The 17053-nt window shown below is 66.0% G+C and carries 16 protein-coding genes; 1 reads left to right on the top strand and 15 read right to left on the bottom strand.

The annotated features are described in order from the left end of the window. Nucleotides 1–20: 20 nt before the first annotated feature. Together ACSQ9A_RS09970 and ACSQ9A_RS09965 are read right to left on the bottom strand one after the other, a co-directional pair. Complete coding sequence (locus ACSQ9A_RS09970; RefSeq protein WP_436303530.1) at nucleotides 21–1493, bottom strand: efflux transporter outer membrane subunit; 1473 nt, start codon at nucleotides 1491–1493, stop codon at nucleotides 21–23. Then, nucleotides 1474–2001, bottom strand: a complete 528-nt coding sequence (locus ACSQ9A_RS09965) for a MarR family winged helix-turn-helix transcriptional regulator (RefSeq protein ID WP_436303529.1) — start codon at nucleotides 1999–2001, stop codon at nucleotides 1474–1476. Before ACSQ9A_RS09965 ends, ACSQ9A_RS09970 begins: the two co-directional genes overlap by 20 nt. Nucleotides 2002–2077: 76 nt before the next feature. Here ACSQ9A_RS09965 and ACSQ9A_RS09960 point away from each other — a divergent pair, with 76 nt between their 5' ends. Continuing rightward, nucleotides 2078–3862, top strand: coding sequence for an ABC transporter transmembrane domain-containing protein (locus ACSQ9A_RS09960; protein WP_093102446.1), 1785 nt, complete (start codon nucleotides 2078–2080; stop codon nucleotides 3860–3862). Between the two features lie 132 nt (nucleotides 3863–3994). Here the strand turns inward: ACSQ9A_RS09960 and ACSQ9A_RS09955 are convergent, their stop codons facing one another. The 13 genes from ACSQ9A_RS09955 to nuoE are packed head-to-tail and all read right to left on the bottom strand — an operon-like array spanning nucleotide 3995 to nucleotide 17053. After that, a complete protein-coding gene (locus ACSQ9A_RS09955) occupies nucleotides 3995–4432 on the bottom strand; it encodes a DUF1178 family protein (RefSeq protein WP_093102444.1) in 438 nt (145 codons plus the stop codon). Nucleotides 4433–4442: 10 nt separating this feature from the next. After that, the gene (locus tag ACSQ9A_RS09950; RefSeq protein ID WP_093102443.1) at nucleotides 4443–5033 is read right to left on the bottom strand and encodes an NUDIX domain-containing protein; all 591 of its coding nucleotides are present in this window, start codon (nucleotides 5031–5033) and stop codon (nucleotides 4443–4445) included. A gap of 1 nt (nucleotide 5034) precedes the next feature. After that, nucleotides 5035–5340, bottom strand: a complete 306-nt coding sequence (locus tag ACSQ9A_RS09945; RefSeq protein WP_093102441.1) for a DUF2818 family protein — start codon at nucleotides 5338–5340, stop codon at nucleotides 5035–5037. A 15-nt stretch (nucleotides 5341–5355) separates the two neighbouring features. Next, nucleotides 5356–6843 carry an NADH-quinone oxidoreductase subunit NuoN gene (gene nuoN / locus ACSQ9A_RS09940; RefSeq protein ID WP_436303528.1) on the bottom strand — a complete coding sequence of 496 codons (1488 nt, stop codon included), beginning with the start codon at nucleotides 6841–6843 and terminating at the stop codon, nucleotides 5356–5358. Nucleotides 6844–6867: 24 nt separating this feature from the next. After that, nucleotides 6868–8346, bottom strand: a complete 1479-nt coding sequence (locus ACSQ9A_RS09935; RefSeq protein WP_436303527.1) for an NADH-quinone oxidoreductase subunit M — start codon at nucleotides 8344–8346, stop codon at nucleotides 6868–6870. A 27-nt stretch (nucleotides 8347–8373) separates the two neighbouring features. Next, nucleotides 8374–10410, bottom strand: a complete 2037-nt coding sequence (nuoL, locus tag ACSQ9A_RS09930; protein ID WP_436303526.1) for an NADH-quinone oxidoreductase subunit L — start codon at nucleotides 10408–10410, stop codon at nucleotides 8374–8376. 9 nt (nucleotides 10411–10419) lie between these two features. Continuing rightward, nucleotides 10420–10728, bottom strand: coding sequence for an NADH-quinone oxidoreductase subunit NuoK (gene nuoK, locus ACSQ9A_RS09925; protein WP_086922746.1), 309 nt, complete (start codon nucleotides 10726–10728; stop codon nucleotides 10420–10422). Beyond that, nucleotides 10725–11372, bottom strand: a complete 648-nt coding sequence (locus ACSQ9A_RS09920; RefSeq protein ID WP_436303525.1) for an NADH-quinone oxidoreductase subunit J — start codon at nucleotides 11370–11372, stop codon at nucleotides 10725–10727. The genes nuoK and ACSQ9A_RS09920 overlap by 4 nt, the downstream gene beginning before the upstream one ends. 39 nt (nucleotides 11373–11411) lie before the next feature. Next, the gene (gene nuoI, locus ACSQ9A_RS09915; protein ID WP_093102433.1) at nucleotides 11412–11930 is read right to left on the bottom strand and encodes an NADH-quinone oxidoreductase subunit NuoI; all 519 of its coding nucleotides are present in this window, start codon (nucleotides 11928–11930) and stop codon (nucleotides 11412–11414) included. A gap of 11 nt (nucleotides 11931–11941) precedes the next feature. Further along, nucleotides 11942–13018, bottom strand: coding sequence for an NADH-quinone oxidoreductase subunit NuoH (gene nuoH / locus ACSQ9A_RS09910; protein ID WP_436303524.1), 1077 nt, complete (start codon nucleotides 13016–13018; stop codon nucleotides 11942–11944). After that, on the bottom strand, nucleotides 13015–15168 hold the full coding sequence (nuoG, locus tag ACSQ9A_RS09905; protein WP_436303523.1) for an NADH-quinone oxidoreductase subunit NuoG: 2154 nt from the start codon (nucleotides 15166–15168) through the stop codon (nucleotides 13015–13017). The genes nuoH and nuoG overlap by 4 nt, the downstream gene beginning before the upstream one ends. 20 nt (nucleotides 15169–15188) lie before the next feature. After that, entirely contained in the window at nucleotides 15189–16532 is a 1344-nt protein-coding gene (gene nuoF, locus ACSQ9A_RS09900; RefSeq protein ID WP_170855467.1) for an NADH-quinone oxidoreductase subunit NuoF, read from the bottom strand. Then, the gene (nuoE, locus tag ACSQ9A_RS09895) at nucleotides 16529–17053 is read right to left on the bottom strand and encodes an NADH-quinone oxidoreductase subunit NuoE (RefSeq protein ID WP_093102429.1); all 525 of its coding nucleotides are present in this window, start codon (nucleotides 17051–17053) and stop codon (nucleotides 16529–16531) included. The genes nuoF and nuoE overlap by 4 nt, the downstream gene beginning before the upstream one ends.

The raw sequence follows: 17053 nt of genomic DNA, 5'->3' as shown, positions 1-17053 counted from the left end.
CTTTCGGTTTCGCGCGGTGTTCAGGGATGCGGGGTCGGTGTCGTGCCGGCCGCAGCGGTGGTCGAAGTGGCGGGCTGCCAGCCGCCGCCCAGCGCGCGGGCCAGGCCGACCTGCGTGTCGAGGGCGCGCGCGGCGAGGTCGACCGCTTCGCGGCGCTGCGCGAGCACGGAGGTCTCTGCCGTCAGCACGTTGAGGTAGTTGCCGAGGCCGGCGCCGTAGCGCTGCACGGCGATGTCGTAGGCGGCTTCGGCCGCGCTCTGCGCGTCGCGTTGCTCGGCCTGTTGGCGCGTCACCGATTGCGCGCTGGCGACCTGGTCGGCGACGTCGCGCACCGCATCGAGCACGGAGGCGTTGTAGCTCTCGATCGCGGCGTCGAGATCGGCGGCCTTGCCGCGCAGGTTGGCGCGCAGCCGGCCGCCTTCGAAGATCGGCAGCCGGATGGCCGGGCCCACGCCCCACTGCTGGCTGCCGGACTTGACCAAGCTGTCGAAGCCGATGCTCGAGAAGCCGGCGAAGGCCACGAGGTTGATGTTCGGATAGAACTGCGTCTTCGCGTTCGCGACATCGCTGGTGGCGGCTTCGACGCGCCAGCGCGCGGCCGCGATGTCGGCGCGCCGTCCCAGCAGGTCGGCCGGGATCGTGGGCTGCAGCGCGATCGGCCGGATGCCGCCGAGCGCTGGCGGGGCCAAGCCCTGCGTCGCATTCGGCTTGGCGACGAGCGCGTCCAGCGCGTGCTGCGCAAGCGCGATCTGTTCGCTCAAGAACTCGATCTGCTGGCGCGCCTGCGGCAGGCCGCCTTCGCTCTGGCGCAGTTCGAGGCGCGTGTCGAGCCCGGCGGAGACGCGGTCGCGCACCAGCTTCAGCGTTTCTTCGCGCTGCGCCAGCGTGCGCCTGGCCACGGCCAGCTGGTCGTTCAGCCGGGCCCACTGGAAATAGCCGCGTGCGATGTTGCTGGCCAAAAGAACGCGGGCGGCGTCGGCATCGGCGGCCGCGGCATTCGCGCTGCCGATGGCCGCCTCGATCGCGGTGCGGTTCTTGCCGAAGAAGTCGAGCTCCCAGCTGGCATTGAGCTGCAGCGTGCCGGTCTCCTGGATCGAGCCGCCGAGCGGCGACGGGTAGATGTAATTGCCGCTGAACTTCTGCCGCGTGAGATCGAGCTCGCCGTCGATCTGCGGTTTGCCGGCCGCCTCGGCGATGGCGGTCGAGGCCTGTGCGCGGGCAAGGCGCGCACGCGCGACCTGCAGATTGGGATTGCCTTCCAGCGCCTGGCCGACCAGGGCGTTGAGCTGGGCATCGCCGAAGCCGAGCCACCATTGGCTGTCGACGGCAGGTGCGGCCTGCGCGCTCCCCAGCCCCAGTGAATCGGCATCGCGCAGCTTCGCGTGCGAATCGATGTGCGCCATGTCGGCGCAACCGGCCAGAACAAGGACCGCCAAGGCAGCGGCCATGGCGATCGCGCGGCGGCGCGCGAACTCAGGAAGAAGCGGATTCATCTTTTTCTCCACGGGCCGCGACGGCCTGTGCGTTGTCGAGGATGCGGCGCAGATAGCCCTTGAGCTGCACCCACTCCTCACGGGTGAAGCCGGCAAGCGCCTCGTTCTGCACGCGGCATAGGACATGGGGTACCTGTCGGGCGGCGGCGCGGCCCTCGTCGGTCAGTTCGATGTTGACCACGCGCCGGTCGGAAACGGAGCGCACGCGCCGGCACAGGCCCTTGGCCTCGAGACGGTCGAGCAGGCGCGTCATGGCACCGGTGTCGAGCTGGCACTCGCGCGCGAGTTCCGCGACGGTGGTGGCGTGGCCCAGGTGGAGCTTGTAGAGCGGCGCCCATTGCGGAAAGGTGGGCGCGCCCGGTTCCCACATGTCGCTGGCGACCGCCTGGCTCACGAGGGTCGTGATGCGGCGCATCATGTGGCCGACGCTTTCCTCGGCTTGGTAATTCTCCGGCTTGTAGAAGCCGGCGGCCGGCGGTACGGCTCCTGGGCTTGGGGAATCGGACATGGCGCGATATTAGTTGTCGCGACAACTATTGTCAAGGCTGCCTTTGAGGCGGCAAGCGTTGGCTAGAATCGAAGTCATGGTTTCCCCCGCTTCGCCCTCGCTCGCCAAGGGCTCTCCCAAATCACTGACCGGGCTGACCCCTTTTCTGCGCCCCTACCGCACCCAGATCCTGCTGGCTGCCGTGTTTCTGGTCTTGGCGGCGGCGACCACGCTGGTGTTCCCGCTGGCCCTGCGCGGCCTGATCGATGGCGGCCTGATCGCCGCCGACCGCGGTGCCCAGGCCATGGCGCTGCGCGAGCATTTCCTGGCCCTGTTCGCCGTGGCCGTGGCGCTCGGCATCTTCTCGGCGGCGCGCTTCTACACCGTGAGCTGGCTCGGCGAGCGGGTCACGGCTGACCTGCGCAACGCGGTCTACGCCCATGTGCTGCGCCAGAGCCCGGCTTTTTTCGAGACCACGCAGACCGGCGAAGTGCTGTCGCGCCTGACGGCCGACACGACGCTGGTGCAGACCGTCGTGGGCTCCTCGCTCAGCATGGGATTGCGCAACGCGGTGATGGGCAGCGGCGCGCTGGCCATGCTGATCTGGACCAACCCCTATGTGATGGTGCAGGTGCTCGGCATCCTGGTGCTGGTGGTGCTGCCGAGCATGTGGTTCGGCCGCCGCGTGCGCCGGCTTTCGCGGGCCAGCCAGGACCGCGTCGCCGATTCGAGCGCCATCGCGGCCGAGGTGCTGAATGCGATTCCCGTGGTGCAGAGCTACACGGCCGAAGCGCGCGAAGCGGCCCGCTTCGACGCCTCCACCGACAACGCCTTCCGCACCGCGGTGCGCCGCACGAAGGCGCGCTCGGTGCTGGTGGCCTTCATCATCATCGCGACCTCGGCGGCGCTGCTGTGGGGCTTGTACCAGGGCACGCAGGCGGTGCTGCGCGGCGACATCACGGCCGGCCACCTCGGACAGACGGTGGTCTACGTGATCATCCTGGCCAGTGCCGCCGCGGTGCTCGGCGAGGTCTACGGCGACCTGCTGCGCGCGGCCGGCGCCACCGAGCGCCTGATGGAGCTGCTGCACGCCAGGCCGGTCATCGTCTCGCCGGCCCAGCCGGCCAAGGCGGTGGTTCCCGCCGCCGGCAGCGCGGTCAGCTTCGAGGGCGTCACCTTCCACTACCCCTCGCGGCCCGGCACCCCGGCGCTGCGCGACTTCAGCCTCGCGGTGGCGCCGGGCGAAACCGTGGCGCTGGTGGGCTCGAGCGGCGCGGGCAAGAGCACGGTGTTCCAGCTGCTCTTGCGCTACTACGACCCGCAATCGGGCCGCATCGCGCTCGACGGCACTTCGCTCGCAGAGCTGTCACTCGACGAACTGCGCACGCGCATCGGGCTGGTGCCGCAGGACGCAGTGATCTTCTCGGCCAGCGCGCTGGAAAACATTCGCTACGGCCGGCCCGATGCGAGCGTCGAAGAAGTCCACGCCGCCGCGCGCGCCGCCTTTGCCGACGGATTTCTGAAGGCGCTGCCCGAGGGCTACGACACCTTCCTCGGCGAGCGCGGCGTGCGCCTGTCGGGCGGGCAGCGCCAGCGCATCGCGATCGCGCGCGCGATGCTCAAGAACCCACCGTTGCTCCTGCTCGACGAAGCCACCAGCGCGCTCGATGCCGAGAGCGAGCGCATGGTGCAGGCCGCGCTCGAATCCGCGATGGTGGGCCGCACCACGCTGGTCATCGCCCACCGGCTCGCGACGGTGCAGAAGGCCGACCGCATCGTGGTGCTCGACCACGGCGGCATCGTGGAACAGGGAACGCATGCGACGCTGGTCGCGCAGAACGGCGTCTACGCGCGCCTCGCGGCGCTGCAGTTCACCTCGTAGGCACACCGGCAGGCAGCCAACTCGCATTCGCTATACCAGGAACACCGCGGAACCGGCTTTGCCGGGCCGCTGGTGTTGCCCCCGGTGAGGGGGTTGGCGGCGACACGAAGTGGGCAAGCCTGGGGGAGAGCTTTACTGCAGAGTTTCTTTGAGGGCGGGCGGGATGGGCAGCGAAAACACCGCGATCCCTTCGTCGAGCAGGGTCTGCGCTTCCTCGCGCGTGGCCTGACCGCGGATGCCGCGCTCCTCGGCTTCGCCGTAGTGCATCTTGCGGGCCTCGTCGGCGAAGCGTTCGCCGACGTCTTCGGTCTTGGCCATCACCTCGCGCACCGCACGCATCCAGCGTGCTTCAGGCGAGCTCTCGGCGGCAGGGGCGCTCGGCGCTTCGGCAGGCGGCTTGGGGCTGCCGAGGTTCAGGCGCGGCGCGGCCAGCAGCTTGGTGATGGCCGTGTCGGCACAGATCGGGCAGGACACGAGGCCGCCGGCGAGCTGCGTCTCGAACGCCTCGTTGGACGCGAACCAGCCCTCGAAGCCGTGGCCGTGGGCGCATTGGAGGTTGAGGACCTTCATGCGCGGATTATCAGGCGCCGGCGGGTGCGGCGGGCGTTTGCCAGTCGAGCGCCCATGCGCCCGACAGGACGTTTTGCAGCCAGAGCGTGCAGGTCAGCGTCTTGGCGTCGGACACGGTGCCGTCGCGGCACCAGCCGAACAGCTCGTCCGGCGTGGCGGTAATGACGTCGAGGAACTCGCCGTGGTCGAGCTGCCGGTCGCCCAGCGACAGGCCGCGCGCGAAGTAGATGTGGATGATCTCGGTCGAGTACGCCACCGCCAGGTGCATGGCGCCGGCGTGGGCCCATTCGCGCGCGCTGTAGCCGGTTTCCTCGATCAGCTCGCGCTGGCCGCAGAAAAGCGGATCTTCGCCGGCATCGAGCTTGCCGGCCGGGAATTCGGTCATCACGCGGCCGATCGGGTAGCGGTATTGCCGCTCGAGCACGACGCGGCCGTCATCGAGCAGCGGCACCACCACCACCGCGCCCGGGTGGATCACGTATTCGCGCGTCGCGCTCTTGCCGTCGGGCAGGCGCACGGTGTCGCGCTTGGCGTGCAGGAAATTGCCCTTGAACAGCAGCTCGCTGTTCGTGCCCTCTTCCCTCAGATGTGCGTCGTCCATGTCATTTCCGATGCTTGAGCAGGTAGCGCCAGGTGAAGCCGGGAAAGGCCAGCACGACGAAAAGCGCGCCGGTGACGGCGTAGAACTCCCAACCCTGCGGCGCGATCTGGCCCGCGCGGCGTTCGAACAGGAGGCCGACGCCGCCGGCCACGAAGTAGAGAAGCAAGAGTTCGGCCAGTCGCAGGCCCAGCGACTTGGTGCGCGCCGACAGCGGCACCAGCCCGAACAACCGCTCGTTGACGAAGGGCAGATTGGCCGCCGCCAGCGCCACCAGCAGCACGACCCAGACCGATGCGCCCTGCGACACCTAGGGCAGGCCCTGCTAGTTGGCCAGCGTGGCCACGATCGCCTGCGCGCAGAGCGTCATGAGCCCCCCCGGCACGATGCCGAGGATCAGGATCAGCGCGCCGTTGATCGTCAGCACCGTGCGCACGTCGCGCGGCGCAGACACCGTGCTCGCGGTGACCGGCGCATCGAAGTACATGACCTTGACCACGCGGATGTAATAGAAGGCGCCGATCAGCGACATCACGACCGCGAACACCGCCAGCGCGATGTACAGGCCCTGCCCCGACGCGATCAGCGCCTGCAGCACGGCCAGCTTGGCGTAGAACCCGACCAGCGGGGGAATGCCGGCCAGCGAGAACATGGCCAGCGCCATCACGCCGGCATAGAGCGGGCTGCGCTGGTTGAGGCCGGCGAGATCGGTGATCTCCTCGCTCTCGAAGCCTTCGCGCGCCAAGAGCAGGATGATGCCGAAGCTCGCCAGCGTGGTCAGCACGTAGGTCACGATGTAGAACATCGAGGCGCTGTAGGCGAACTGCGCGTTGTAGGTGTTGTTGTTGACCACGCCCGCCACCAGGCCCAGCAGCATGAAGCCCATCTGCGCGATGGTCGAATAGGCCAGCATGCGCTTGAGGTTGGTCTGCGCGATGGCCGCCAGGTTGCCGACCAGAAGCGATGCGATGGCGAGCAAGGCGAGCATCTGCTGCCAGTCGATCGCAAGCGGCAGCAGGCCTTCCACCAGCAGGCGGATGATGATCGCGAAGGCCGCCAGCTCGGGCGCCGAGCCGATCATCAGCGTGACCGCGGTCGGCGCGCCCTGGTAGACGTCGGGCACCCACATGTGGAAAGGCGCTGCGCCGACCTTGAAGGCCAGGCCGGCGACGATGAACACCAGCCCGAAAACCAGCACCTGGTGGTTGACCTTGCGGCTCGCGATGGCCTTGAACACCTCGTTGGTGTCGAGCGAACCGGTCGCGCCATACATCATCGACATGCCGTAGAGCAGGAAGCCGCTGGCCATGGCGCCGAGCACGAAGTACTTCATCGCGGCTTCGCTGGCCACCGCGTTGTCGCGACGCAGCGCGACCAGCGCGTAGCTCGACAGCGTGAGCAGTTCGAGCCCGAGGTAGATCAGAAGGAAGTTGCTGCCCGAGATCATCACGAAGATGCCGAGCAAGGCGAACATGCTCAGCGTGAACATCTCGCCGCCCTTCAGCATGCCGCGGTCGGCCGCATAGGGCCGGCCGTAGACCAGCGTGACCATCAGCGCCAGCGTCGCGAAGCACTTGAGCCAGTTGCCCATCGGGTCGCTCACGACCATGCCGGCGAAGCCGTAGTGGGTCTTGCCCTCGGTGGCCTGGAGCGCAGTGAGAAAGGCCACCACGGCAAGCGTGAGCAGCGTCAGCACGTAGGTGCGCGTGCGGTGCGTGCTGGTCGTGGACAGATCGACCAGCGCGATGATGCAGGCCATGACCAGCAGCACCGCCTCGGGGTAGATCGTCATCCAGCTGAGTTTGTCAATCATCTCGTTCTCTTGTTCAGCTTGGACTCATTGGGGCAGCTTGGGCGTCGCCACGTGGCGCAGCAGCTCGGCCACCGAGGCATTCGTCACGTCGGTGAAGGGCTTGGGATAGATGCCCATCCACAGCACCGCGGCCGCGAGCAAGCCCAGCATGAGGAACTCACGCGCATTGATGTCGCTCAGTTCCTTCACATGGTCGTTGCCCACCGGCCCGAGGTAGACGCGCTTGTACATCCACAGCGTGTAGGCGGCGCCGAAGATCAGCGCCGTGGAGGCGCCCAGGCCGAGCCAGAAATTGGCCTTGACCGCGCCGAGGATCACCATCCATTCGCCGACGAAGCCGGCGGTGGCGGGCAGGCCGCAGTTGGCCATGGCGAACAGCAGCGCGAAGGCCGCGAACTTGGGCATGGTGTTGACCACGCCGCCGTAGTCGGCGATCTGGCGCGAGTGCACGCGGTCGTAGAGCACGCCGATGCAGAGGAACATCGCGCCAGAGACGAAGCCGTGCGCGATCATCTGCACGATGCCGCCCGACACGCCGAGCTCGTTGAAGATGAAGAAACCAAGCGTCACGAAGCCCATGTGCGCCACGGACGAATAGGCCACCAGCTTCTTCATGTCCTGCTGCACCAGCGCCACCAGGCCGACGTAGATCACCGCGATCAGGGACAGCCCGATCATGAGCCAGGCCCATTCGTGCGCAGCATCGGGCGCGATCGGCATCGAGAAACGCAGGAAGCCGTAGGCGCCGAGCTTCAGCATGATCGCGGCCAGCACGGCCGAACCGCCCGTGGGCGCCTCGACGTGCACGTCGGGCAGCCAGGTATGGACCGGCCACATCGGCACCTTGACCGCGAAGGCCGCGAAGAAGGCGAAGAACAGGAAGGTCTGCGCGCTCGCGCTGAGCGGCAGCTTGTGCCAGCTCAGGATGTCGAAGCTGCCGCCCGACTTGTTGTACATGTAGATCAGCGCGACCAGCATCAGGAGCGAGCCGAGCAGCGTGTAGATGAAGAACTTGAAGGCCGCGTAGATCTTGTTGGGGCCGCCCCAGATGCCGATGATCAGGTACATCGGGATCAGCGTGGCTTCGAAGAAAACGTAGAACAGGATGCCGTCGAGCGCCGAGAAGGAGCCGATCATGAGGCCCGAAAGGATCAGGAAGGCGCCCATGTACTGGTTGACGCGCTCGGTGATCACCTCCCACGCGGAGATCACCACGATCACCGTGATGAACGCGGTCAAGAGCACCAGCCACAGCGACAGGCCGTCGAGGCCGACGTGGTAGTGGATGCTGAAGCGCTCGATCCAGCTTCCCTTCTCGACGAACTGCATTGCGGCGGTTCCGGTCTGGAAGCGCGTGTACAGCGGAATGGTGACCAGGAAGCTCGCGATCGAACCGACCAGCGCGATCCAGCGCACGCCGTTCGCATGCTCGTCTTTACCGAAGGCCAGCAGCGCGGCGCCGAACGCGATCGGCACCCAGATGGCAAGGCTCAACAAACCCATTTTTGTTTTATCTCCGGCGCTTTGCGCTTACCTGTTGAACCAGACGAAGTACGTCATGAGGAGGAAGATGCCCATCAGCATCGCGAACGCGTAGTGGTAGATGTAGCCGGACTGCATCCAGCGCACGACGCCGGCGACGCGGCCGATCGCCTTCCACGAGCCGTCGACGATGGCGCCGTCGATGACCCCCTGGTCCCCGCCTTTCCAGAGACCGGTGCCCACCGCGCGCGTTCCGCGCGCGATGAGGTTCTCGTTGATCCAGTCCATGTAGTACTTGTTCTCGAGCAGCCGATGGACGGGACCGAAGGCGCGCTTGATCGCCGCCGGCAGCGCCGGATTGACGAGGTACATGTACCAGGCCATCACCACGCCGGCCAGCGCGAGCCAGAACGGCGCGGCAGTGAGGCCGTGCAGGGCCATCGCCATCGGGCCGTGGAAGGCCTCGGCCAGTTCCTTCATCGCGTGGTGCTTGCTCTCGTCGATGATGATCGCGTCCTTGAAGAAGCCGCCGAAGAGCATCGGATCGATGGTCATGTAGCCGATCACGACCGAGGGAATGGCCAGCAGCACCAGCGGCAGCCAGACCACCCAGGGCGACTCGTGCGGCACGCTGTGATCGGTGTGATGACCGTGCGGATCCGGTTCCGCATCGTCGCCGTGGTGATTGTTCTCGGGATTCTGGTCGTAGCGCTCCTTGCCATGGAACACCAGGAAGTACATGCGGAACGAATAGAAGGCCGTGACGAACACGCCAGCCAGCACCGCCCAGTACGCGAAGCCCGCGCCCCAGAGATGGCTTTCGTGCACGGCTTCGATGATGCTGTCCTTCGAGTAGAAGCCCGCGAACAAAGGCGTGCCAATCAGCGCCAGCGAGCCCACCAGCGAGGTGATCCAGGTGATCGGCATGTACTTGCGCACGCCGCCCATCCAGCGGATGTCCTGGTTGTGGTGCATGCCGATGATCACCGAGCCGGCGCCGAGGAACAGCAGCGCCTTGAAGAAGGCGTGCGTCATCAGGTGGAACACGGCGACGGAGTACGCCGAGGCGCCGAGCGCCACCGTCATGTAGCCGAGCTGCGAGAGCGTCGAGTAGGCGACCACGCGCTTGATGTCGTTCTGGATGATGCCCAGGAAGCCCATGAAGAGCGCGGTGATCGCGCCGATCACGAGCACGAAGGAAAGCGCCGCGTCGCTGAGCTCGAACAGCGGCGACATGCGCGCCACCATGAAGATGCCGGCCGTCACCATGGTCGCGGCGTGGATCAGCGCCGAGATCGGGGTCGGGCCTTCCATCGAATCGGGCAGCCACACGTGCAGCGGGAACTGCGCGCTCTTGCCCATCGCGCCGATGAACAGGCAGATGCAGATCACGGTGATCAGCATCCACTCGGTGCCGGGGAAGCTCAGCTTGGCGAGCGCGTCGGACTTGGCGAAGGCCTCGGCGTAGTTCAGCGTGCCGGCGTAGGCGGCGATCAGCCCGATGCCGAGGATGAAGCCGAAGTCGCCCACGCGGTTGACCAGGAAGGCCTTGAGGTTGGCGAAGATCGCGCTCGGCCTGTTGTACCAGAAGCCGATCAGCAGATAGGACACCAGGCCCACCGCCTCCCAGCCGAAGAACAGCTGCAGCATGTTGTTGCTCATCACGAGCATCAGCATCGAGAAGGTGAAGAGCGAGATGTAGGCGAAGAAGCGGTTGTAGCCCTCGTCTTCTTCCATGTAGCCGATGGTGTAGATGTGCACCATCAGCGACACGAAGGTCACGACGCACATCATCATCGCGGTGAGGCCGTCGACCAAGAAGCCGACTTCCATCTTGAGGCCGCCGACCACCATCCATTCGTAGATGGTGGCGTTGAAGCGGGCGCCGTCGGCGACCACGCTCTTGAGCGTCATGGCCGAGATCACGAAAGCGATGAAGACGCCGAGGATGGTCAGCGAATGCGTGATGCGGCGGCCGATGTGGTTGCCGCCGAACTTGGTGCCGAACAGGCCGGCCAGCACGGAGCCGACCAGGGGCGCCAGCGGCACGGCCAGCAGTGCGGATGCGGAGAGAGTTGCGCTCATATGTCAGTCCTAGCCCTTGAGCGCGTTGAGTTCGTCGACGTTGATGTTCGACTTGTTGCGGAACAAGAGGACCAGCAGCGCCAGCCCGATCGCGGACTCCGCCGCGGCCACGGTCAGGATGAAGAACACGAAGATCTGGCCGTGCATGTCGCCGAGGAAGTACGAGAAGGCGACGAAGTTCACGTTGACTGCAAGAAGCATCAGCTCGATGCACATCAAGAGCACGATCAGGTTCTTGCGGTTCAGGAAGATGCCGATCACCGACAGCGCGAAAAGCATCGCACCCAGCGAGAGAAAGTGTCCGAGCGTGAGCGTCATGCCTTGGTCTCCCCGGCTGCCGGTGTTTCTGCAGCAGCAGGCTGCGCCGCGCGCGTGACGGGCATCTTCACGATGCGCACGCGGTCGCGCGCCTTCACGCGCACCTGGTCGGACGGGTTCACGTACTTGCTGTCCTTGCGGGTGCGCAGCGTGAGCGCGATGGCCGCGACGATGGCGACCAGCAGGATGACGGCAGCGATCTCCAGCGGGTAGAGGTACTCCGTGTAAAGCAGCTTGCCGAGTTCGAGCGTGTTGGAAGTGCCCGGCCCAGAGGCCATGGCGGTCTTCGGCTCGGCGAGGCGGAAGCCGCCCATCAGCACCGCGGCCATTTCGAGCGCGATCAGCGCGCCGACGCCAGCCGCGAGCGGGAAGTGCTTCCAGAAGCCCTCGCGCAGCGCGTCGACGTTGATGTCGAGCATCATCACGACGAACAGGAACAGCACCATCACCGCGCCGACGTAGACGAGCACCAGCGAGATGGCCAGGAACTCGGCGCGCAGCAGCAGCCAGATGGCCGATGCCTGGAAGAACGCAAGCACCAGATAGAGCGCGGCATACACGGGGTTGCGCGCGGTGATGACGCGGAAGGCCGCGAAAAGCAGCACCGCGGCAAACAGGTAGAACAGGCCGGTCTTGACGTCCATGGATCGGGTTGGTTTTTTGAAGTTCGGGCCAGTCCCGCTTCAGCGGTACTTGGCGTCCGCCGCCTTGTTGGCGGCGATTTCTTTTTCGTAGCGGTCGCCCACGGCCAGCAGCATGTCCTTGGTGAAGTACAGGTCGCCGCGCTTTTCGCCGTGGTATTCGAAGATGTGGGTTTCGACGATGGAGTCGACCGGGCAGCTCTCTTCGCAGAAGCCGCAGAAGATGCACTTGGTCAGGTCGATGTCGTAGCGCGTGGTGCGGCGCGAGCCGTCGTCGCGCACATCCGATTCGATGGTGATCGCGAGCGCCGGGCAGACGGCCTCGCAGAGCTTGCAGGCGATGCAGCGCTCTTCGCCGTTCTCGTAGCGGCGCAGTGCATGCAGGCCGCGGAAGCGCGGCGACAGCGGCGTCTTCTCTTCGGGAAACTGCACGGTGATCTTGCGGCTGAAGGCGTACTTGCCGGTCAGCGCGAGCCCCTTGAACAGCTCGACCAGCATGAAGCTGGACAGGAAGTCCTTGAGCGAAAACGGCGCCGGCGAGGTTGCGGTGTGCGCAGACATGGCGATTCCAGTTATTTCCAGATGTTGTACGGGGTCTGCATCCAGGCGCCGACCACCACCAGCCACACCAGCGTGACCGGAATGAAGATCTTCCAGCCGAGCCGCATGATCTGGTCGTAGCGGAAGCGCGGGAAGGTCGAGCGGACCCACAGGAACATGGTGACCACGACGAAGGTCTTGATGCCCAGCCAGATCCAGCCCGGGATGAAGCCGAGGAAGTCGAAGGGAGGCAGCCAGCCGCCGAGGAACAGGACCGCGCACAGGATCGAGACCAGCCACATGTTGGCGTACTCGGCCAGGAAGAACATCGCGAAGCTCATGCCCGAGTACTCGATCATGTGGCCGGCGACGATTTCCGATTCGCCTTCCACCACGTCGAAGGGATGGCGGTTGGTTTCGGCCAGGCCCGAGATGAAGTAGACGAGGAAGATCGGCAGCAGCGACAGCCAGTTCCACGACAGGAAGCCGATGCCCATCGAGGCGAAATTCCCCTTGCCCTGCCCCATCACGATGTCGGTCATGTTGAGGCTGGCCGAGACCATGAGCACGACGACGAAGCAGAAACCCATCGCGATTTCGTAGCTGACCATCTGCGCTGAGGCGCGCAGCGCACCGAGAAACGCGTACTTCGAATTCGAGGCCCAGCCCGCGATGATCACGCCATAGACCTCGAGCGAGGTGATGGCCATGACGAACAGCAGGCCGGCATTGATGTTGGCCAGCGCGACGTCGGGACCGAACGGAATCACGACCCAGGCGGCCAGCGCCGGCATGATGGTCATGATCGGGCCGAGCAGGAACAGGCCCTTGTTCGCGACCGTGGGAAGGATGATTTCCTTGGTCAGGAGCTTGAGCGCGTCGGCAATGGGCTGCAGCAGGCCCAGCGGACCGATGCGGTTGGGGCCCAGGCGAATTTGCGTGAAGCCGATGGCCTTGCGTTCCCACAGCGTGAGGTAGGCGACCGCGCCCATCAGCGGCAGCACCACGACGACGATCTTGATCAAGGTCCAGATCACCGGCCAGGCGACGCCGGTCCACCAGTGGGCCGCGACCAGGCCCTGGCCGAAGCCGTGCAGGGTGTCGATCATGCGAACACCTCCTGCGCGGCCGCGATGTGCGTCGCGCGCGCGTCGGCCGTCAGTTGCAGCGACGGCGCGCGGCGGACGATCGAGTCGAGCTGGTAGATGCTTGCCGCCACCGGCGGCGCAGCATGGGCGGCGCGTTCACCGTCGAGACGGGCTGCGGTGGCATTGCTCAGCTTGTCGGGCGGCACGCTGGCGCCTGCGTCGATGTCGGCCAGCACATCGGCCGTCGACTCGAAGGAGAAGCCCGAAAGGCCCAGCAGGTTGGCCAGCACGCGCAGCACCTTCCAGGCCGGACGCGCTTCGCCGAGCGGTTTTACGACCGCATGGAAACTCTGCACGCGGCCTTCGGCGTTGACGAAGGTGCCCGGCGTTTCGGTGAAGGGTGCGATCGGCAGCAGCACGTCGCTGAATTCGAGATTGGCCTTAAAGGGGCTCAGCGTCACGACCATCTGGGCGTGCGTGAGTGCCTCGATCACGGATTCGGCGGCCGCCGAATCGAACACCGGCTCGGTGTTGAGCAGCAGCACCGCCTTGAGTCCACCTGCGAGCATGTCGCCCGCGTGCAGGCCGCCGTCCCTGGGCAGGGCACCGACCAGCTGCGCGCCGACCGTATTGGCGGCCTCGGTGAGATAGCCGACGGTTGCGCCGGTCTGGGCCCCGATCCAGTTCGCCAGCGCCAGCAGCGCGCCGGCGTCGGCATGGTGAGCGGCCGCATTGCCGAGCAGGATAGCCTTGCGCTCGCCGCCGAGCAGCGACGCTGCGATGGCCTTGGCTGCATCGCCAGGCGCATCGCTGCTGGCCACGGGCGCCGCGACGCCGGTGCTGGCGGCAACCGCGCCGGCAATCTCGGCCAGCGCATCCACCCAGTCCTGTGCCGCCACGCGCACGGCGTTCGCCACGGGCATGGCCCAGGCTTCGTCGTCGGCCAGCAGTTCGGGCGAGGTCAGCGCGCTCAGCACGCCACCCTTGCGCACCGACTGGCGAATGCGCTGCGCGAACAGCGGATGGTCCTTGCGCAGGTTGCTGCCGATCACGAGCGCGCGCTGCAGTTGCGACAGCGATGCAATCGAGGTGCCGAGCCAGCGCACGCCTTCGAAGGCGTTGAACTCGGCGTTGCGCAGCCGGTAGTCGATGTTGCCGCTGCCGAGACCGTGCGTCAGCAGCTTGGCCAGGTGCAGCTCTTCGAGCGTGCTGTGCGGGCTGGCGAGTGTGCCGATGCTCTGCGCGCCATGGTCGGTCTTGATCTGCTTCAGGCCATTGGCCACGTACTCGAGCGCGGTCTGCCAGTCGACCTGCTGCCACTGGCCGCCCTGCTTGAGCATCGGCTGCGTGAGGCGCTCGGGGCCGTTCAATGCTTCGTACGAAAAGCGATCGCGGTCGGCGATCCAGCATTCGTTGACTTCTTCGTTCTCGAGCGGCACCACGCGCATCACGCGGTTGTTCTTGACCTGGACGATCAGGTTGGCGCCGGTCGAATCGTGCGGGCTCACCGACTTGCGGCGCGAGAGTTCCCAGGTGCGGGCGCTGTAGCGGAAGGGCTTGCTGGTGAGCGCGCCCACGGGGCAGAGGTCGATCATGTTGCCAGAGAGCTCGGAGTCGACCGAATCGCCGAGGAAGGTTTCGATTTCGGCATGCTCGCCGCGATGCGACATGCCGAGCTCCATCACGCCGGCCACTTCCTGGCCGAAGCGCACGCAGCGCGTGCAGTGGATGCAGCGGCTCATCTCTTCCATGCTGATGAGCGGGCCCACGTCCTTGTGGAAGACCACGCGCTTTTCTTCTTCGTAGCGCGAGGACGAAGCGCCGTAGCCGACGGCCAGGTCCTGCAGCTGGCATTCGCCGCCCTGGTCGCAGATCGGGCAGTCGAGCGGATGGTTGATCAGCAGGAACTCCATCACCGACTGCTGGGCCTTGATCGCCTTGTCGCTCTTCGTGCGCACGATCATGCCCTGCGTCACCGGCGTGGCGCAGGCCGGCATCGGCTTGGGCGCCTTTTCGACGTCGACCAGGCACATGCGGCAGTTGGCCGCGATGCTGAGCTTCTTGTGATAGCAGAAGTGCGGGATGTAGGTACCCGCCTTGTCGGCCGCATGCATGATCATGCTGCCTTCGACGATTTCGACCTTCTTGCCGTCGAGTTCGATTTCAACCATATATGTATGTGTTTTCGCGCTCAGGCTTTGACGGGTGCCTTCGGGACGTAGCCCGGGATCAAGGCCTCGAACTCGTGACGGAAGTGCTTGATCATGGCGCGCACCGGCATCGCGGCGGCGTCGCCGAGCGCGCAGATGGTGCGGCCCTGGATGTTGTCGGCCACCGAATTGAGCAGCTCCATGTCGCTCGGCTTGCCGTGGCCGTTGTGGATGCGGTCCACCACGCGCCAGAGCCAGCCCGTGCCTTCGCGGCACGGCGTGCACTGGCCGCAAGACTCGTGCATGTAGAAGTACGAGAGGCGCTTGAGCGACTCGACCATCGAGCGGCTGTCGTCCATCACGATCACCGCACCCGAGCCCAGCATCGAGCCGGCCTTGGCGATGGAGTCGTAATCCATCGTGCACTCCATCATGATCGAGGCCGGCAGCACCGGCGCCGACGAGCCGCCAGGAATCACGGCCTTGAGCTGGCGGCCCTTGCGCACGCCACCGGCGAGTTCGAGCAGCTTCGAGAACGGCGTGCCCATCGGCACTTCGTAGTTGCCGGGCAGTTCGACGTCGCCGCTGACCGAGTAGATCTTGGTGCCGCCGTTGTTCGGCTTGCCGCATTCGAGGTAGGCCGGACCGCCGTTGACGATGATCCACGGCACCGCAGCGAAAGTCTCGGTGTTGTTGATGGTGGTCGGCTTGCCGTAGAGCCCGAAGCTCGCTGGGAACGGCGGCTTGAAGCGCGGCTGGCCCTTCTTGCCCTCGAGCGATTCGAGCAGCGCGGTTTCTTCGCCGCAGATGTAGGCGCCGAAGCCATGGGACGCATGCAGCTGGAAATTGAAGCTGCTGCCCAGGATGGCATCGCCCAGGAAGCCGGCGGCGCGCGCCTCTTCCAGCGCTTCTTCGAAGCGATCGTAGGTCTGGAAGATCTCGCCGTGGATGTAGTTGTAGCCCACGCTGATGCCCATCGCATAGGCGGCGATGGCCATGCCCTCGATCACGATGTGCGGGTTGAACTGCAGGATGTCGCGGTCCTTGCAGGTGCCGGGCTCGCCCTCGTCCGAGTTGCAGACCAGGTACTTCTGGCCCGGGAACTGGCGCGGCATGAAGCTCCACTTGAGGCCGGTCGGGAAGCCCGCGCCGCCGCGGCCGCGCAGGCCCGAGGCCTTGACCTCGGCAATCACCTGCTCGGGCGTGATGCCTTCGCCGAGGATCTTGCGCAGCGCCTTGTAGCCACCGCGCGCTTCGTAGTCGGCCAGGCGCCAGTTGGTGCCGTCGAGACCGGCATAGATCTGCGGCTCGATATGGCGGTCGTGAAAGCAGGTCTGGACGCCGGTGGCCTGGAACTGCGAGAGCACTTGTTCGGGCGTCATCATTGCGCACCCTCCGCCGTCGAGGTACGCAGGCCGTCGATCAGCTGATCGAGTTTTTCGTTGCTCATGAAGCTGCACATGGTGCGGTCGTTGACCAGCATCACAGGCGAATCGGCGCAGGCGCCGAGGCACTCGCTCTGCTGCAGCGTGAACATGCCGTCCGCCGTGGTCTCGCCCATCTGGATGCCCAGCTTCTTCTCGAGATGAGCCAGCGCCACCGCGCCGTCGCGCAGCTGGCACGGCAGGTTGGTGCAGACGTTGAGCTTGAACCTGCCCACCGGCTGCTGGTTGTACATGTTGTAGAAGGTCGTGACCTCGTGCACCGCGATCGGCGCCATGCCCAGGTAGGCGGCGATCTCGCGCTCGCGCTGCACGCTGACGAAGCCTTCGTCCTTCTGCACGATCGCGAGGCAGGCCATCACGGCCGACTGCTTGCCTGCCGGCGGGTACTTGGCGACCTCGCGCGCAAAAAGCTCCAGCGTGGCGGCCGAAAGCGGCGCCTGGTTGCTGCTGTGGGTGGTCAT

This window comes from Variovorax sp. LjRoot290 (genome assembly GCF_964253985.1).
In the GTDB taxonomy this organism is placed as follows: Bacteria; Pseudomonadota; Gammaproteobacteria; order Burkholderiales; family Burkholderiaceae_C; genus Variovorax.
Note: the sequence above shows the minus strand (reverse complement) of the source record. Positions and strands in the feature narration are given on the sequence as shown.

What these genes read in the sequence shown, in the direction of transcription:
- nuoF (WP_170855467.1), bottom strand. Translation starts at nt 16,532, where the DNA reads ATGATGACGCCCGAACAAGTGCTCTCGCAGTTCCAGGCCACCGGCGTC.
- ACSQ9A_RS09965 (WP_436303529.1), bottom strand. Translation starts at nt 2,001, where the DNA reads ATGTCCGATTCCCCAAGCCCAGGAGCCGTACCGCCGGCCGCCGGCTTC.
- nuoE (WP_093102429.1), bottom strand. Translation starts at nt 17,053, where the DNA reads ATGACCACCCACAGCAGCAACCAGGCGCCGCTTTCGGCCGCCACGCTG.
- nuoK (WP_086922746.1), bottom strand. Translation starts at nt 10,728, where the DNA reads ATGACGCTCACGCTCGGACACTTTCTCTCGCTGGGTGCGATGCTTTTC.
- ACSQ9A_RS09950 (WP_093102443.1), bottom strand. Translation starts at nt 5,033, where the DNA reads ATGGACGACGCACATCTGAGGGAAGAGGGCACGAACAGCGAGCTGCTG.
- nuoG (WP_436303523.1), bottom strand. Translation starts at nt 15,168, where the DNA reads ATGGTTGAAATCGAACTCGACGGCAAGAAGGTCGAAATCGTCGAAGGC.
- ACSQ9A_RS09955 (WP_093102444.1), bottom strand. Translation starts at nt 4,432, where the DNA reads ATGAAGGTCCTCAACCTCCAATGCGCCCACGGCCACGGCTTCGAGGGC.
- nuoN (WP_436303528.1), bottom strand. Translation starts at nt 6,843, where the DNA reads ATGATTGACAAACTCAGCTGGATGACGATCTACCCCGAGGCGGTGCTG.
- nuoL (WP_436303526.1), bottom strand. Translation starts at nt 10,410, where the DNA reads ATGAGCGCAACTCTCTCCGCATCCGCACTGCTGGCCGTGCCGCTGGCG.
- nuoI (WP_093102433.1), bottom strand. Translation starts at nt 11,930, where the DNA reads ATGTCTGCGCACACCGCAACCTCGCCGGCGCCGTTTTCGCTCAAGGAC.
- nuoH (WP_436303524.1), bottom strand. Translation starts at nt 13,018, where the DNA reads ATGATCGACACCCTGCACGGCTTCGGCCAGGGCCTGGTCGCGGCCCAC.
- ACSQ9A_RS09920 (WP_436303525.1), bottom strand. Translation starts at nt 11,372, where the DNA reads ATGGACGTCAAGACCGGCCTGTTCTACCTGTTTGCCGCGGTGCTGCTT.
- ACSQ9A_RS09935 (WP_436303527.1), bottom strand. Translation starts at nt 8,346, where the DNA reads ATGGGTTTGTTGAGCCTTGCCATCTGGGTGCCGATCGCGTTCGGCGCC.
- ACSQ9A_RS09960 (WP_093102446.1), top strand. Translation starts at nt 2,078, where the DNA reads ATGGTTTCCCCCGCTTCGCCCTCGCTCGCCAAGGGCTCTCCCAAATCA.
- ACSQ9A_RS09970 (WP_436303530.1), bottom strand. Translation starts at nt 1,493, where the DNA reads ATGAATCCGCTTCTTCCTGAGTTCGCGCGCCGCCGCGCGATCGCCATG.